The 16,217-nt window shown below is 46.4% G+C and carries 22 protein-coding genes; 10 read left to right on the plus strand and 12 right to left on the minus strand.

What is annotated here, in order from left to right; genetic code table 11:
- Positions 1-2: 2 nt before the first annotated feature.
- Positions 3-755 carry an MBL fold metallo-hydrolase gene (locus tag MKX42_RS28035; protein ID WP_340757869.1) on the minus strand — a complete coding sequence of 251 codons (753 nt, stop codon included), beginning with the start codon at positions 753-755 and terminating at the stop codon, positions 3-5.
- Between the two features lie 138 nt (positions 756-893).
- Between MKX42_RS28035 and MKX42_RS28040 the strand changes: the two genes are divergently transcribed.
- A complete protein-coding gene (locus MKX42_RS28040) occupies positions 894-1,322 on the plus strand; it encodes an Lrp/AsnC family transcriptional regulator (RefSeq protein WP_340756296.1) in 429 nt (142 codons plus the stop codon).
- A gap of 33 nt (positions 1,323-1,355) precedes the next feature.
- A complete protein-coding gene (locus MKX42_RS28045) occupies positions 1,356-1,997 on the plus strand; it encodes a pentapeptide repeat-containing protein (RefSeq protein WP_340756297.1) in 642 nt (213 codons plus the stop codon).
- Here MKX42_RS28045 and MKX42_RS28050 read toward each other — a convergent pair.
- Entirely contained in the window at positions 1,994-2,479 is a 486-nt protein-coding gene (locus tag MKX42_RS28050) for a SprT family protein (protein WP_340757870.1), read from the minus strand. The genes MKX42_RS28045 and MKX42_RS28050 overlap by 4 nt on opposite strands.
- Before the next feature lie 120 nt (positions 2,480-2,599).
- Between MKX42_RS28050 and MKX42_RS28055 the strand changes: the two genes are divergently transcribed.
- Together MKX42_RS28055 and cmpA are read left to right on the plus strand one after the other, a co-directional pair.
- The gene (locus MKX42_RS28055) at positions 2,600-2,959 is read left to right on the plus strand and encodes a hydrolase/acyltransferase (RefSeq protein WP_340756299.1); all 360 of its coding nucleotides are present in this window, start codon (positions 2,600-2,602) and stop codon (positions 2,957-2,959) included.
- Positions 2,960-3,078: 119 nt separating this feature from the next.
- Positions 3,079-3,216 (plus strand): cortex morphogenetic protein CmpA, encoded by a 138-nt coding sequence (cmpA, locus tag MKX42_RS28060; protein WP_143804182.1) that lies wholly within the window; start codon positions 3,079-3,081, stop codon positions 3,214-3,216.
- 185 nt (positions 3,217-3,401) lie between these two features.
- Here cmpA and MKX42_RS28065 read toward each other — a convergent pair whose 3' ends face one another.
- Entirely contained in the window at positions 3,402-3,572 is a 171-nt protein-coding gene (locus tag MKX42_RS28065) for a hypothetical protein (RefSeq protein ID WP_200869223.1), read from the minus strand.
- Between the two features lie 113 nt (positions 3,573-3,685).
- Positions 3,686-4,180 (minus strand): DinB family protein, encoded by a 495-nt coding sequence (locus MKX42_RS28070; protein ID WP_340756301.1) that lies wholly within the window; start codon positions 4,178-4,180, stop codon positions 3,686-3,688.
- 172 nt (positions 4,181-4,352) lie between these two features.
- On the opposite strand from MKX42_RS28070, the gene MKX42_RS28075 reads away from it, so the two are divergent.
- Entirely contained in the window at positions 4,353-4,925 is a 573-nt protein-coding gene (locus tag MKX42_RS28075) for a CGNR zinc finger domain-containing protein (protein WP_340756303.1), read from the plus strand.
- 1 nt (position 4,926) lies between these two features.
- Here MKX42_RS28075 and MKX42_RS28080 read toward each other — a convergent pair whose 3' ends face one another.
- Positions 4,927-6,045 carry a GGDEF domain-containing protein gene (locus MKX42_RS28080; protein WP_340756305.1) on the minus strand — a complete coding sequence of 373 codons (1,119 nt, stop codon included), beginning with the start codon at positions 6,043-6,045 and terminating at the stop codon, positions 4,927-4,929.
- A gap of 322 nt (positions 6,046-6,367) precedes the next feature.
- Here MKX42_RS28080 and MKX42_RS28085 point away from each other — a divergent pair, with 322 nt between their 5' ends.
- The 3 genes from MKX42_RS28085 (at position 6,368) to MKX42_RS28095 (ending at position 8,833) form a co-directional block, all read left to right on the plus strand.
- The gene (locus tag MKX42_RS28085) at positions 6,368-6,724 is read left to right on the plus strand and encodes a hypothetical protein (protein ID WP_340756307.1); all 357 of its coding nucleotides are present in this window, start codon (positions 6,368-6,370) and stop codon (positions 6,722-6,724) included.
- A gap of 180 nt (positions 6,725-6,904) precedes the next feature.
- The gene (locus MKX42_RS28090) at positions 6,905-7,027 is read left to right on the plus strand and encodes a hypothetical protein (RefSeq protein ID WP_340756309.1); all 123 of its coding nucleotides are present in this window, start codon (positions 6,905-6,907) and stop codon (positions 7,025-7,027) included.
- A 1,107-nt stretch (positions 7,028-8,134) separates the two neighbouring features.
- Entirely contained in the window at positions 8,135-8,833 is a 699-nt protein-coding gene (locus tag MKX42_RS28095) for a hypothetical protein (protein WP_340756310.1), read from the plus strand.
- 7 nt (positions 8,834-8,840) lie between these two features.
- Here MKX42_RS28095 and MKX42_RS28100 read toward each other — a convergent pair whose 3' ends face one another.
- A complete protein-coding gene (locus MKX42_RS28100; RefSeq protein ID WP_209876386.1) occupies positions 8,841-9,509 on the minus strand; it encodes a hypothetical protein in 669 nt (222 codons plus the stop codon).
- A 157-nt stretch (positions 9,510-9,666) separates the two neighbouring features.
- Here MKX42_RS28100 and MKX42_RS28105 point away from each other — a divergent pair, with 157 nt between their 5' ends.
- Entirely contained in the window at positions 9,667-10,584 is a 918-nt protein-coding gene (locus MKX42_RS28105) for a stalk domain-containing protein (protein ID WP_340756311.1), read from the plus strand.
- A 33-nt stretch (positions 10,585-10,617) separates the two neighbouring features.
- Here MKX42_RS28105 and MKX42_RS28110 read toward each other — a convergent pair whose 3' ends face one another.
- The 5 genes from MKX42_RS28110 to MKX42_RS28130 form a co-directional block, all read right to left on the minus strand.
- Entirely contained in the window at positions 10,618-11,166 is a 549-nt protein-coding gene (locus tag MKX42_RS28110) for an HAD-IIIA family hydrolase (protein ID WP_036723327.1), read from the minus strand.
- Entirely contained in the window at positions 11,163-11,633 is a 471-nt protein-coding gene (locus MKX42_RS28115) for a GNAT family N-acetyltransferase (RefSeq protein WP_340756312.1), read from the minus strand. The genes MKX42_RS28110 and MKX42_RS28115 overlap by 4 nt, the downstream gene beginning before the upstream one ends.
- A gap of 319 nt (positions 11,634-11,952) precedes the next feature.
- On the minus strand, positions 11,953-12,147 hold the full coding sequence (locus MKX42_RS28120) for a hypothetical protein (RefSeq protein WP_155991303.1): 195 nt from the start codon (positions 12,145-12,147) through the stop codon (positions 11,953-11,955).
- Positions 12,148-12,150: 3 nt separating this feature from the next.
- Positions 12,151-13,155, minus strand: coding sequence for an HD domain-containing protein (locus MKX42_RS28125; RefSeq protein ID WP_340756315.1), 1,005 nt, complete (start codon positions 13,153-13,155; stop codon positions 12,151-12,153).
- Between the two features lie 215 nt (positions 13,156-13,370).
- On the minus strand, positions 13,371-14,234 hold the full coding sequence (locus tag MKX42_RS28130) for a LysR family transcriptional regulator (protein WP_340756316.1): 864 nt from the start codon (positions 14,232-14,234) through the stop codon (positions 13,371-13,373).
- 144 nt (positions 14,235-14,378) lie between these two features.
- Here MKX42_RS28130 and MKX42_RS28135 point away from each other — a divergent pair, with 144 nt between their 5' ends.
- Complete coding sequence (locus MKX42_RS28135; RefSeq protein WP_339254156.1) at positions 14,379-15,218, plus strand: alpha/beta fold hydrolase; 840 nt, start codon at positions 14,379-14,381, stop codon at positions 15,216-15,218.
- Positions 15,219-15,616: 398 nt separating this feature from the next.
- On the opposite strand, the gene MKX42_RS28140 is transcribed toward MKX42_RS28135, so the two are convergent.
- Positions 15,617-16,096 carry a ferritin-like domain-containing protein gene (locus MKX42_RS28140; protein ID WP_340756317.1) on the minus strand — a complete coding sequence of 160 codons (480 nt, stop codon included), beginning with the start codon at positions 16,094-16,096 and terminating at the stop codon, positions 15,617-15,619.
- Positions 16,097-16,217: the final 121 nt, after the last annotated feature.

Consider the following 16,217-nt stretch of genomic DNA (forward strand, 5'->3'; position numbering starts at 1 on the left):
CATCAGATCCACTCTCCATCCAGCGGAACAGCCACGCGGCTCAGTAAGCCCTGCTGTTCAAGGCGCTGCTTCAATAGCTCCCTCGTTACATGGCAGTGATTAATCGTATCCATATGCACAGCAATTACCGAAGCAGCCGGAGCGGCATGGCATACCTGCACCACGTCCTGCTCATCCATGGTAATCGGCCCACCGTTCAGGAACCGTGCCCCTCCGGCATTGACAATAATGACCTCCGGTGTCTGCCCCGCTATCACCTGCTGAACCTCTTCGCACCAGATGGTATCTCCCGCCAGGTACAGCACAGGTTCGCCCTCCGCCCGGAAGACGAAGCCGGAGACCTTACCCATTAATTCTCCTATCTCCCCTGTCCCGTGATGCCCGCCTGTACGTGTCAGGGTCACACCGCCGACGGACACAGAGCCGGTATCCATAATTTCTGTAACACGCCCAAAGCCCTGGGCAGCAATTCGCTCCCCATCACCTTCCTGGCAATACACCGGCAACTCCTTGGACAACTGCTCTACTGCTGCAGCATCCCAGTGATCCTGATGTAGATGCGTGACCAGTACAGCATCCGGCTCCAGCCACTGCTGAACCGGACCGGGCAGGGATACCAGGGGATTCCGGCGTTCATCGCCCGAATTCATAATCGGCGGATTCACACCCTGCGCACTCAGCATGGGATCGATCAGAAACGTCGCACCGCCGTATTCCAGCCATAGAGTGGCGTGGCGGATCAGCTTTATTTTCATCATATGCACCTCTTCCCGTATCTCTTCCTTAAGATCAAATTCTGATACAATAAGTATAAATAACCTGAAGAAGAGAAGACATTGTGCCGCGAAAGAGATTGTTATGTTCTGCTTTCAGCCGGAAAGGAATTCAAGGAAATGACCTCTTACCTCATCGACAATACCGATTACCGCATCCTCCAGCTCCTTATCGATGATTCCACTTTAAGCCATAAGGATATCGGGGCGATGGTCCATCTGACCGGCCAGGCTGTAGGCGCACGTGTCCGCAGATTGCGGGAGCTTGGCATCATTGAAGGCTACACCATCCGTTATAGCCCGCTGCGGATGGGTCAGAGCATTCATGCCTTTATAACGGTTTTTCTCAGCAGCAACAAGGATCATCCGCCTTTTCAGGCTTTTGCGAAGACCCATGAGAGTGTCACCGAGGTGTACCGCATCAGCGGGGAGGGCTGTTACTGGATGCGGGTGCGTACGGTGGATCAGGACGCGCTGACCGCTTTTTTGGACGAATTACTGAAGTATGGCAATTACCGGGTCAACCTGGACATGGGCCAGATTAAATAGCATTAAGTATAAAGAACTGCCAAGGAGGCCGACATGAGTAACAAGATAGAACCACCCAGAATCCCAGATCCCGGGCTACTTACACCGCAGGACATTCACACCCTTGCTTCCAAAGACGAATTCAGCCGCTGTCTCATCGAAGGAGCGCTCATTGAATATCAGGAGGCTACCCGGGTAGCTTTCGACAAGACTATTTTCAAAAACGTCACCATCACGGAATCCTCACTACAGCGCATTGAGCTTACCGATGTGGTCTTCGATCATTGCGACCTGTCCAATGTGGATTTCAGCGACGCCTTCATACACCGGTCCGAGTTCAGGGATTGCCGCATGATCGGTACAGACTTCACCAGAGCACGATTTCAAAATGTATCCATCACCGGATGTATCGGGGAATTCGCGATCTTCCGTTTCGCCAACTTCAAAGGGGCTTCCTTCGAGCGCAGCTCGCTGGTCAGCGCGGATTATTACCAGTCCACCCTGAAAGACCTGTATTTCTCGGAATGTAATCTGGAGCAGGCCACGCTGGCAGGATGCAAGCTGAAGGGCGTTGACCTGAGCGACTGCGAGTTCACTGGCCTGCTGGTGGATCTTCAGGATCTGGAGGGCTGCATCATCTCTGCGGAGCAGGCGGCTTCTTTTGCCGGACTACTAGGCCTGGTTATCAAAAATTAAGTAGCCGGACCCGTGCCCGCTTCTAACGCAATCAGCTTCAGCTTGCCGGAGCATTTACCACAGCGGTACCTACCGGGATCGGCCCGGCGCTTACGCAGATATTCAGTGGCACAGACGATGCATACCAGCTTATACCGGTAAGGCTGCGGCTTGCGGGCCTTGGCACCAGGCAGGGTCTGACAATACCGACTGCCGCCGACGCGGGCCAGCAGTGTTTTGAAATCAGCATCCCGGTGCATGTACCCCCGCTTCGCCAGATGCAGGTGGTAGTGGCAGAGCTCGTGCTTGATAATCTTCTCCGTCTCCTCCCGTCCGTACATCGCCAGCTGCTGGGGGTTAATCTCTATATTATGACTCTTGGTAAAATATCGTCCCCCGGTTGTCGTAAGTCTGCTGTTAAAGCTCGCCGTATGCCGGAAAGGCACGCCAAAGCTGTTCAGCGACACCTGCTCAATCCACAGCTGCAGCTCTTCGTTGCTCATACTTGTCATAGCGTTCCTTCACGGTCCTCTCCTCAAGGAAATCAGATCTCTACTTGAATTGTAACTTGCCCATGGGCTACACTGTCAAGAAGGAAGACAAGTCCGGAGGGAGAATGAAAGATGCCGAAAATGCGTTACGTAATTATGCAGCAGGATCAGGAACTGCTATTCGTGGAGATGCCGGAGGAGTATGCTTACCAGCTAAGCGCCCTCAATCTTCGCCTGAACAAAGAAATCGACAAGCTGACTGCCGAGAATGTACCCGGACTGCCGAGGGCGGTAGCCGAATGCGAGGCGCTGGAGCTGCTGCGCGAAGAGCATCACCTGGAGTCGGGGCTGGCGTATATTAACCGGCTGGAACAGGCTTTTGCCTCCATTAAGGAGGAGCATTACCCGCTGATCTCACTACTGACCGAAATCCGGGCGCTCCAGGCCCAGCTGGAACAATGGTATGAAGAGGAAGAAGAACGGGTGCAGTAACGCCGGTTCGGGGCGGCCTTGTGAAATTCGGCTTGGCTACCTGAAACTAACCGTGCACCTTTGGGCGAATTCCCCCATATGCTATCTATACACAGGAAGCATGCAGAGGAGGGGTACCCTTGCCACAATGGCTTCGCCAACAGCTCATGAAGGCCTATCTCAAGAAGGACTGCCGTCAGATTAGACTGCTGAATGAATGCTGGTTCTTTTACCGGAATACCGCCGATTCCCACGAGATGATCCAGAAGAACGTATAACGGTTATGCAAGTGGAAACGGCATTGCCGTCCTTTTACAGGACGGTACCGTTTCGGCGGGAAAAGAAGGATAATGTATAGCGTGAAACCTATTCATTCTTGTATTTGAACAAAAAGCCGCGACCCCCTGAGGGGGATCGTGGCTTTTTGGCGTGAATCCGGCCAAGTCTGCGCTTGGCAGCCGGCTTATTTAAACATCGGGAATACGTATTTCACCAGGAAAAACAGAACTCCGAAGGTGATAATAATGTAAGCTGCATATTTAATGAACGTGGATGCGACCAGACTGGAATCCGATTTGCGGTGCACCTCTGTCCGTTCAACCTCAACACTTCTGTCCTTGTAATTCGGCTCCATCCTCAATCTCTCCTCTCCGTTAATAGCTGTGTATGTCTTCCATTAACCCGGGGGTTTGGAGCTGAAACAGAGCCGACGACGAACAGATTACTTGTAAAATATGGCTGTGCCGTTTAATCGAAACGGCGGGTGCCCGGCCAGGAGCCCTGAAGCTTGCGGACCAGCACAATCTGTCCCGTATGATAGGCATCATGCAGAATCAGGCTCATGACCTCTTCGCCCGGTGCATGCCCGGAGCCTCCCCATTCATAAGCGCCTTCCTCCAGAGCTACAATTATCTCGCGCAGCGAGGCATGAATCGACTTCAGCTTGTCTACCGCCTGCTTCCAGTCCTCTTCCCCGCTTCCTGTTACAGTGAATGTAGCATCATTGCTCTCCAGATCAGGCAATTTCTCCATTCCCTTGAGCTTGCGCAGCAGACGCTCCTTATAATACGTCAGATGGTTAACGTTCTCCCAGATCGAATTGCCCGCCGCTCCCTCAGGCTTCCAGAGAGCCTGCTCACTATTCACACCTTCAAGCGCCGCACTCAGCGGCGGCTGCCAATCCTCTACATCCATCACATAATCCCAATTCTCGACCAGCACATCGCTAATTTTATTTTCCATCTGAATCCCTCCTGTAATTTGTGGGTGCGAATGATTTTGTAACGACTAAACAACCCCAATAACAGTTACACGAGCACTGTAACATATTTGCCGGAGCGGTTCAAGTAACTAGCATAACTTGTTTTTAACTGTTACAATCAAAGGAAAGGTAACGCGAAAGGACAGATGAAGCTTGCTGTGGGTAGATTTCATGAACAGCTATTGGCGGAATTGGCGGACTAGTGACCGGAGCACGGACCAGGACCGGCTGGAGGACCCCAAGTGGCTGGCGGAATGGCTGGCGGAGCACAAGCTGCCGGCGGCAGGTCCTCCCCGGCTGGAGGAGTTGGAGCAGCTCAAAGACCTGCGCGGCTTGTTGTGGGACGAGCTGCAGCGGCTGGTCGCGGGAGAGTCTCCGTCTACAGAACTGCTCGCGCAGTTAAATACTTACATGGGCAACGGGCCGGTTGTTCGCCGTGTGGTCTGGACGCCTGCAGGTGACGCAGAGATCTCCCTCCAGCCGCAGGGTGCGGACTGGGGGCAGATTATGGCGGAGATTACCGCCTCGTTTGCGGCTGCGCTGCTGGAGAAGGAACCTTCTCGCTTCCGCATTTGCGGGAATCCCGACTGTCTCTGGGTCTATTACGACGATACCCGCAACCGTTCGAAGCGGTACTGCGACGACAAGCTGTGCGGGAATCTGATGAAGGTCCGGCGGTTCCGGGCACGCAAAAAAGCAGCGGAGGGTGAACCTCCGGTAGAGTAATCTATACCACAATCCGCTGAGTCAACGGGGTCAGCGTAGTATTTTTGCCGGAGTGCTTGGCCGTATAGAGGAGATTATCGACTTCTTCGAAGAGCGCTTCTTTGGTGGTGCCTTCGTCATAGCTCTTGAGGCCAATGCTGACGGTCACCGCCCCGCGCTCCATCTCTTCATGGAGCGTCTCTGAGAGTTGGTGGCGTATCCAATCCATGAGCGTATAAGCCTCCTCGAAGCTCTTCTCGAACAGCAACACCCCAAACTCCTCGCCGCCGTAGCGGGCAGCAATGTCTGCGGGAGAGAGATGGTCCTTGATGATCTGCGCAACCCGGGCCAGCACCAGATCCCCCGTACGGTGTCCATATTTATCGTTAATTTGCTTGAAATTATCGATATCCACCAGCGCAAGATGGAACGGGGCGCCCTGGCTGCCGTATTCCAGCGCTTTTTCATAGAATTCGTGAAAAGAAATATGGTTATACAGCCCCGTCAACGCATCGGTGGTCGACAGCTTGCGGATCACCGCGTTCTCGATCATCAGATCCTGCTTGGCCGTTAAGGTAGCTTCCAGATCGCTCGCCAGCTCACGCCCGTTAATGATAATAATCCCCGCGACCAGTGTGCCGACCAGCAGGAAGAGCGGGATCGCAATCAGGTCGAAATCCGTCAGATAATACTTGAACCAGTAATCCCAGCGATACAGAATGAAGAATGCGGCCCCCTGGAGGGCAGACGTAAACAAGGTGAGATCCAGCCGGAAAAAGATCGCCGACGCCATAATCGGCAGCAGCATCAACGCCCCGATAATCCGGATGTCCATATTCAGGTGAATAATCATCATCGCTATAATCGTCCCCGCCACAAAGAGCAGCACGAAGGAATACTTCGGTGCCGCAACATCCACCAGCTGCGTCAACCCGACCACCGCACTCATCAGCAGCGTCGGATAGAGCAGCACATCATAGTAGAACTCATTCGCTCCCATGGGATACGGCAAACAGACAAAAGACCCCAGCTGGGCCAGGAAATGCAGAGCAATCACCAGCCAATACGTATACAGAAACCGCTTGACCCACTTCGCCTGCCGGTGCGCCGAAGTCTCCGAAGGGCCCATGTAATCTCTCAATCTCAACGCTCTCACCTGTTGCCCCCCGATTAAATTCACACTAGGATGTACACATTTCTCCTATTTTAACATGACAGGGTCCGGGTCGGATACTCACTTGTGGGATATGTACGGGGGGTGGGGAGGGTGTGGGGAGTGATTCCCACACTTCTATTTTCAGCTCAGGAAATATGGGATAATTTATAAATAGCGCTTAGCCGCTCCAATGGATGCGTGGATTCAAAATAGTCTGAAACTAACTTCTTTTTTGTGTATGTACTCCCGTATATTCTCAATGTTCCTTTATAATATAAAGTATATTAAGTACAATGGGGTGTAAAAAGTGAGTATCAATTTTTTTGAGCACAGGGAGATAATTTCTAATAACATGGTGATCTTCTTGCGGTTGAGAGGGATTTCTAAACTGTCTTTATCAAAACAGACAGGGATACCCCGCCTTACCATCGACCAAGTCATCAGCGGCGAAACTCCAAGCCCCAAGCAGTACAACTTACAACTCACAAATATTAACCATACCTATGAGTTACCCGAAGACTATTTCATCACTTCTCTCCCTTCAGTTCAACCAATCTATGCTTACTCCAGTATTGGTGATTCGGCGAAAGACCCAGTGGTTAGGGAGCTGTTGGATGGCTTGGATAACATTTTAGATATCTATTCTTTGTACCATTTACATTAAGGGAATGGGTATCAACATTATTCTAATGTGCACTTTAGAAGTGTATTTTTTCATGTAGGAGGACCCCTGTGGAATTTGATAAATATACATTGCACTTTAAACTCGACCAAATTTAAAAAAGTTCACAATATCTCAGTACTTAAACTGTCTAATGAGATAGGGCATCGAAGAACTACCATTATGGAATTGGTGCACAACACCAACATGGATAAAAAGAAAATATCCGCAGAGTTAATCATGAAGTTGTGTCTCTATTTTGAAGTTAGTCCTAACGATTTATTTGAGATACGCCTGAAGAAATAGAATAGGATTAAAAAAGCACTGAGTCCTGCGGCTGCGCAGATATTCAGTGCTTTTACTTATGAGTAGGGGCTAACCAGATTCTTGTAAATCAGCTAAACAAAAAGTTGGGACCCAACCGTATACTTTATTATCCGCCTTACAGTAAGTCCATTCGTTTAAGTGCTTTAACCCCCACAATATCTCCCTTGAGTAACTGTTAGTTCATGCGCAGAATAATCTTCAGTCACTTTTGCAATATCATGGCTATCTGGAGAAGTTAAAATCTGCTTCGGCACCCCTCCCTCTTTGCTAGTGGACACTGATTTACAAAAAATCCAATTAGGAAATTGAGTCTCCTTTTGTATTTTTTAAAGTCCCAGGTTGGTATTCGCACATAAAAATGATAAATGAAGTGTGTTTGTGATGTTGTATAAGAGGAGATCCCTCCTATAGAGGATATCCCAAAGATATTTCAATCCACGTACTCATACAGAGTGCGACAATGCGTATTTTCCATAGACCACGAATTCAATCATTTCAATCCACGCACTCAAGTAGAGTACGACAGGTGATAGTAGTGAATGTTATCAGGTAATCCTTATTTCAATCCACGCACTCGTGTAGAGTGCGACGCCGAGGTTGTATCATTACTTTATCTACTGGCATATTTCAATCCACGCACTCGTGTAGAGTGCGACTCTGAGTACTACGATGTGCGCGGCTCACCGGAATATTTCAATCCACGCACTCGTGTAGAGTGCGACAGCGAAAAAAGTGTAACCCATGCTTTTCCCGCATTAATTCACCATCTGTCCGCTTATTCTAATCTTGAAAAGATATACAACCACCCTTGGCTTTTAAAGACTATCCTCTTATTTATAAACTTTCGACAAATTCTGAGGTGCGAAACCCCCGGAGATTTCATGGGAGCTTGGCATTCGCACCGAGCCCTCTCCTTCTATTTTAACCCATTTGATAGGTTCTGTATAACTATAACTTCTTTCAATTTTGTAGTTTTTTTGTCTTATCCACTGCGTTTTAAATTAAGAGACTATTCGATATACTGGGTAGGAATGTAAGCATCATGAGGGAAGAATCCTCGTAGAACATGGGAAGGAAGTAGACTCGATGAAAAAAATAATAGTAACTTCCATCTCTGCTGCACTTTTAAGCGGTCTAGTGGGAAATACTGCTCCCTCTCAAGCTCAAGCCTCGGAATGCAAAGCCACTCCATCCCCAACGCCAGTGGCTAAAGCACAAAGCATGGATGCGTTGATTCCGGCCGGGTGGCATATTTTGGAGCCATACTTGGGAGAAAAGGCCATCGCCAAAGGAGATTTGAATAAAGATGGGATTTCAGATCTTGCAGCGGTTATTGAGAAGGATGCGATTAAGGAAGAGGCGTCTCCACGATCACTCTTAATCGCTTTTGGCAGCAAAAATAATACGTACACCCTCTCCATCATCGCCAAAAATGTCGTTTTGCAATCGGATGAGGGCGGCATCTGGGGCGATCCTTTTGATAGCTTGACCATTGACCGGGGATCTGTCCTGGTTAGCGATTATGGGGGCAGCAACTGGAGATGGTATAACAAATATAGATTCCGGTATCAAGATAAGGATTGGTTTTTAATCGGTTACACGAGCGGTAGCTACTTTACAGGAGCCACTATCATAGAGCAATCGGACGAGGATGACATTAACTATCTGACCGGACAATTTATAGAGCGGCGAACGGACGAACAAGGACATACCACAACGAAAAAAGGAACTCAGAGGAAAAAGCCTTTGATCCGCCTAAAGGAGTTCAACTCCGAAAATTTATAGCAAGTGGTTAGAGGACCGTTAATCCAAAGTGATTCGCAAGGACTTCAAGCACTTCCAACTTTGTGTCAGTTGTTGTGTCTTTTCGCACGATTGTAAATAAGCCGCTATTAGCCCATTGGTCATAATGCTCTTTGCTATTCATTTTAGCCATACAGGCAAGGTAGTTCGCCATTGTTTTTTCCGGATGATCAGCTTTCATTATTTGTTCCTTGATGAACATTTTATCCGAATCATCACGGTCAAAAAAATGTTCAACTGACATGGACTGCGGGGACAGCATGATCGCAATTTGATTATAATCTGCTATCTCTCGTAATATATCAAACGGGATATTAGTATCGACGATAACCTTTTGCGAATGGGATATGTGCATAAGATACGCTATCTCAAACTCTACGATCTCTCGCGTACACCCCTTAATCCAATTATCATATTCCTCTGGTGTTCTGTTGATAAATTCTTGCCAGTCTTTCATCGTTTGAAAATAACATAAGTTTGGATATTGTTCTGGAGTGGGTATGCCTACGGGTACACAATCGTAATTTTCACCGCAATGAATTAACCCATATTTATCGGCCAGCATTTTTACCATCGTTGATTTTCCAGCATAGGCTGTTCCATTTATAAACAGAACGTTTTTCAGGTAATGCTTGATAATACGATTGTTTACTTCCACTGTAAGCCCTCCCTATAATGATACAGCGTATTACGTTGGCGCAAACTGCGATATAGATTAGCTCACAAGCTTAACTTATAGCAACCTTCTCCTCTCTCGTGCGTCTAAATTTTAAGGAAAAATAAAACATAAGTTGGATTAAGGAGGGTATGCAAAAGTGAACACAAGATTGAAAAGAGGCGTTGCCGGATGGCTTATCGCGTCACTGCTATTCACTGGAAATGCCTTAACGGGAACGGCTTCGGCCGCTTCATCTGCTATTCAGATCTTGATGAACAACTCTTTTGCAGATACAGATGTAGTTCCGTATATCACGAATGGGACTACGATGGTTCCACTGCAGTTGGCCCAAAAAATACCCGGTAGTTCCATCCAATGGAACAACGCCTCGAAGACAGTCACGCTTACCCGGGACGGACAGACCGTCACCTTAGTGGCAGGCCAACGAACAGCAAAGATCGGTAATCAGGAAGTGAAACTCGAAGCGGCTTCGGCCATCCGAAAAGGGCGGGTGATGGTTCCATTGCGCTTCATGGCTGAATCCACCGGGGCTTATGTCTTGTGGAATCCCAAACAACGGATCGTCTTCGTAGCCTCCAAGCCTAGTGAAGAGCTTAAACAGCAATTAGCCTCCTCCCATCTGGCTGAAGCCCGGACCGCAGCCCTGAAACTACCCAGAGTTAGCGCGCTTGAACAATTTGAAGTGGGCGGCGTAGAGGGAGGCAATTTCGACTACTATTTCCCGGAGGGAAGGGCCGACAAATTTTTCCTATCCGGGGGTAACAGTATCTCCTACTATGAGATTGTGGGGGACCATAGCGAAGTCAAGTGGACCGCCACCTTCGATTGGAAGGGTAAAGCCGCAAGCGGTCTGTTCTTTCTCCCTTACCAAATTACCAACCAGGACGGCACTCTCCCCAAACTAACGGGCCGCGTCGTATTCTACCATTACATGGGCCATATTGGAGAATCGGGTTACGGATTCATTGAGCTTGACGGCAAAAAGACTACTTTGGGAATGAAGGGTATGGAGTCAGAGGTGTTTTTTGAGATTCCGGGAGAGGTGAAATCCTAAGCTATTGCTCCGAAAAAAGCGGACAACGCAGTTCTACTCAGGCGTGGTCCGCTTTATTGTGCTAACCAACCATTTTGCCGCATCCAGAAGGTCTTTCGCGATGTAATCTGGTTCTGCCTGTTCATACCACAGGTGACGGTATTTATCCAAAGACTGCATCCCCCAGCCTGTCTCTACCAGAATTCTTCTGGCTCCCACTGCTGCCGCTGCAAGCATATCAGTCGAACCCACATCGCCAATCACCGCACACCGGGTTAAATCTAATCCATGATCAGTTGCCGCTTGCTGAAGCATTCCAGGTTGCGGTTTATGGCATACACAGCCGTCTTCGGGTTCATGCGGACATATGTATGCGGCGTCAAATCCGTAACTGTCAAATTCATTCCTAAAGTCTAATTCTGTAGCCCGCCCCTTCGATATATTGTGCTGATTTGTAAGGGCGATAATAGGAATTCCATGTTCTTTGAGTAATTGCAATGCTTCTAATGAGTATGGGTATAATTCAAAATCCCTGGGATGAATGAAATGGCCGTTCCCGCCCAAGGTCCCATCTCGATCCACAAATACAGCTTGAAGGGTCACGCGGAATCACCTCTAAATTGATCATTTACTAATTCCCAGTTAATCATCCCGTCCTCTATTCCAGTTCGTGTAAAATTCAATTTTTCCAGAACTCTGATAGATGAAATGTTATCGATAAGACATTCAGCCACAATTTTTTGGACTTTTTTTGAAGATAAGGCCCATTCTATAATAGCTCCTACCGACTCAGTGGCTATCCCCTTATTATGCATCTCAGGAATAAGGCCAAATCCAACTTCTACAATTCCTTGATGATCGGGCTTTCCCTTGAATCCAATGTCACCGATAATTTGATGATTATCCGTTAAGGTCACAAACCACGCACCCCAGCCTAATAATTCAGGGTCCCCTTTAAGCTTATCCAAATAGTTAATGATATGATTTCTGATACAATAGGTTTCTGATACTTTTATGTAGTTTTCTTGGTTAAAAGCAGCAATGCTAAGGCGTTCTGTCTGTATGTGCATAATTCACTTCTCCTCTTGGCTAGCCGTGTATGGAATAATTATACAAACAGGCATCTTTAAAAACCAGGTGGAAGTTGAATAAAACTAAATTACACTACCCGAACTTTGGGGCTTGCTCGCCACACGAAACAACTATCACTGCTTAATCCAAATGGGCTCCAGAATGACGCATAAAGCGAAGTATCAAATGAACAAAGATCATTAGAAAAATAATCTCATAATAAGCGCGTTGCAGCCAAAGACAGTAAGAACCAGAGCAGTTAATTTAAATAGGGGCTTTAATTTAAAGAATATCAATATAAATTCACTCCTGTTATGTTCAAAATTTATCCGGATTTTTAATTCTAATGGAGGCTACTTCTCCGCACTTTTTACAAAATGTATAGATAACCGGGGAGCCAAAAGAAAAAGTTTTACCGATCGGCATCACTCTAGCATCCACTGCGTTCACTTCACCTTTTACAAAGGTAGTACTTCCACATGCTTTGCAAGTTAAATTCTCTGGATTCGTCATATCTTAACACTCCCACCAAACGTAGTAGGTGCCTAGCAGCTCTGTAAGTTGGTTGATCGTGGCGAGGCAGTCTTGCGAATATTCATCTGAATATTCAGTGATCACAACACCTTGGATGAGCGGCATCGCGAGATAGAGTTTACTCAAAACTGCCGTTTCCACTGGAAAAGCTGGCTTTTCCCGCGACACGCGAATTCGCCATGATTCCATGAGCAACTGCTCATACTCTTCCCGTGTGTCCGGATCACTACAAAGCAACTGCTCAATATGTGTATCCGTCATGGCCGGCAACTTTGCTGCTTCAATTTCATCCTTATGTATTACGCGGCCAGCCAGTTTCCTCATGATCGCGTTTACGCCGATGTTAGCCGGGGAAGCTTGCATACGGGCTTCTTCCCATATGAGCTCGGTGACCTGCTTGCCAGCCTCCAGTGTGAACTGAAGACTTCCATTTCTATAGCTCATCTCTTCTAAAAGTTCCCCAGTTGTAATAGTCAGATAACCGCCGACAAATGCACTTCTGACCCAGGAGTCCAGATGATCTGCATGAAGAATTCCGTCCTTGTTCCTCAATAGGCTACGCTTCGAACCATCAATATAGTCCATAACATCTGTCGTACGAATTTTCGCATGGGCTAAGATGTCAACGATCTCCTGTGAAAATACGGCCTCCCGCGTCCATTCATGATGATCCACGCCTGGAAGGGATTCTAGTGTATGACTGAAAGGCGCATGTCCGATATCATGCAGCAATGCAGCTGCCCGCAACGTACGATTATCCGGCTCAAAATGCGCTGTAAGCGCAAATACACCTAACGTATGCTGTAAGCGGCTGTAGGTATGGTGGGTATTGATGAAAGAAGCTCCTCCATGCCGAATGTAATGAAGCCGCCGCACCTTTTTGCTTCGGAGCAGTGCTTTTTCTTCATCAGTGAGCTGAATCCTGAGCTTCCATAGAGGTTCATAGATTTCATCTAAAGCACCATCAAGTCTCAACCGAAAGTCCATTCCAAGGTTTCCTCCTGTGTTCTTAAATTCTAGATACGGACCAGTGAATAGTAGACGCAAACTGTGAAGTAGATGGGAGAGTCAGCTTTTTAAATGGCGGCAGATCTGAACGAGAAAATAAAGTCATAGACTGCAGCTGTGTTGTTGGACTAACGTTCTTCGTTAGTTCAATACTTGAATTGAATCCGAATAATTATCAACACTCTTCTCATTTCTTACCAGAGGGAGGCATGCTTTCTAACGATCTCAATAAAAGCTTCTACTTGAGGAGAGATCCACTTGTTTTTGGGATATAACAACTGCGTAGCTAGATTCTGTTTATACTGCTGACCTGAAAGTTTTTCTTCCTTCAGCTCCCTCTCTACCGTAATTCGAGGTAGCAAGGATATGCCCATACCACTCAATATAGATTGTTTCACGGCTTCAATACTCCAGAATTCAATATTGGAAGTAATCCCTAACTGATACTCCTCAATGCATTGTTCAAACAATGTGCGATAATCGCAACCTCTTTCGGTAAAAAGTAAATTGCTTTGCACAATGTCCAGTTGTAGCTCAAATGAATTTGGATACAACAACATCATGGGCTCCTCAGCCAATTTCTCACTGTACAAATTGGGGTCATGTACCTCTGTCCCCAGCATAAAGGAAATATCACTTTTACCTTGCATCAAATTCTCTTTATAATGTACGGAATCTAATTGGTGCCATTCTATATTGACATGGGGATGTAATTTTTTGAACTCTTCAATAATAGGCGGAAAACGATAGATCAACAAAGTTTCCCCAATACTGATAACGATATTACCCGATAATTCCCCTTGCGCAGCAGTCACTTCCTTAATCATATGATACAGGTCAAGCATTTTTTTGGCATGTGGCAACAATTTTCTCCCAGTCTCCGTTAAAATAACCCGCTTACCGATTCGATCAAATAAAGGGTAGTTAATCTCCTCTTCCAATGCCTTGATATGCAATGTGATTGTAGATTGCGCGTATCCAAGATGCTCAGCAGCTTTGGTAAATCCCTTGTGTTCTACAATCGCAATAAATGTTACCAAATGACGTATTTCCATCATTGGCTCCCTTCTTTTTACCATCATCAAAACTGATTGTTTACATATAAACTATCAATTTTACTAATAGAATGCAATCGTTTATATTCAATGTAACTCAATAAGAGCTAAATTAATCTCAATCGTTTATAGAAGGGAGTAATCACCATGCAAACAGCAGCAACGTCATCCATGTTGATCAATGGATATCGAATTGCTTATGAGCAATACGGAGAAGGCTCTCCCATATGGCTCCTTCATGGAACACCGTCTTATAGCTATGAATGGAGAAAAGTAATACCCTCTCTGGTTCAAAAAGGGTATAAAATCTACGTTCATGACCTTCTTGGATATGGAGCATCCGAAAGACCACTCGAAGCAGATACTTCTGTGGCAGCACAATATACTCTGTTCAGTCAGCTTTTAGACGAACTCGGAATGGATCGTTTACATGTCGCAGCCCACGATCTAGGTGGAATTGTTGGCCTCCAATTGGCTCAGGAACAACCTGAGCGTGTACAATCGCTCACGTTACTCAACATCCCCAGCTATGATTCGTGGCCCTCACCAACCTGGAAGAAAATTATTGAAGAACAGTTCGAACGGGTTGAACAAATGTCCCGTACTGATTTTGATACCATGCTAAAAAAACAGTTACCCATGGCAGTTTATAATAAAGACCTCATGACAGGGGATACACTAGACGCATATCTTGCACCCCATGCCGGTCTATTAGGTAAAGCATCTTTTTTCTCCCATCAGGTAGCTCACTATAATGCAAAATATACTGAATCCTATAAAACAGATTTACCCAAACTGAAGGTCCCCGTTCAAATTCTATGGGGGGAGGAAGATGAATGGCAGCCCCTCGCTTATGCAAAGAGGCTTGTCCAGGATATCCCCCATGCCTGTCTACGTGTCATTCCAAAAGCTGGTCATTTCGTAATGGAAGATGAACCTGGACAATGTTCTGATTATATCGACCATTTTTGCAATAAACATTCGTGATTTAGGGTGACACAGAAAAAACACGAGGCGTGTATGCCACTTCCTCGTGTTTTTCTAATGATGTTACTGTTCAGGTTTGAATTTCTTAATTAGATATGAAAGGACACTCGAGGATAGCATAAACTTGGTTTTTCCATATGGTACCCACTGAAGATGTTATTATTCCTGAGCAAAGCTAAAATCTAGAATTGAATATTAAGGTGAGCTGATTCTACTCCACACATCTACCATTGGATCCTCCGCTATATACTTAGGAACAATCTCCAATGTTTGTATAAGATATCCCTACAGGACTTTGTACTCTACACCAGATACGGCTAGTGAACACTAGATGCTTATTAATCTGCAAAGAGGCCCCTCCACTCCCTGTGAGTAAAGAGACCTCTTCGTGCGTAGGATCAGAACTGATTTGCAGCTAAGTTTTGTAGCAGGAGATTGTTATATTTAGCCGCATGTTTTTGCTCATCCAGAATAATGCCATACAGAGTATCCTTGTAAATGCCGTACGGAAGACCGAACCATATCTTTCGATATTTCTCAACAGCAGATAATTCACCTTGGAAGGCTTGTTGCAACCCGGCAATATAAGAATTAACATTATCCGGAGGTTCGCTGCTAACTCCTGTTACTTCATGCCCTGTTAATTCCTTATACATTTGTCGGAACATTTGATTATGTCCTCTTTCATCATTCCGAATAGAGGTAATCACTTCAACTTGTTCTTGGTTCGGGGCAAGTCTGATGAGTTGATCATAAAAAAGTTCATCATTTCGTTCACCTTGTACGGCATTCCTCATTAATTCAAGTGCTTCTTGTGTTGTAGTGGCCCAAACGGGGACGAATTGTGATCTAAACCAATACGGATAAATCCTATGCATGAGCTAAACCTCCAGAAATGCAAATAATCACATCATTAATTATATGCACATAAGCCCAGTGTGTGATTATTCGAAGAAAGGTTTAATGCACAGTTCCTAGATTAACACTCCCACCAAACGT

The organism is Paenibacillus sp. FSL R7-0204, assembly GCF_038002225.1.
Classification (GTDB): domain Bacteria; phylum Bacillota; class Bacilli; order Paenibacillales; family Paenibacillaceae; genus Paenibacillus_AQ.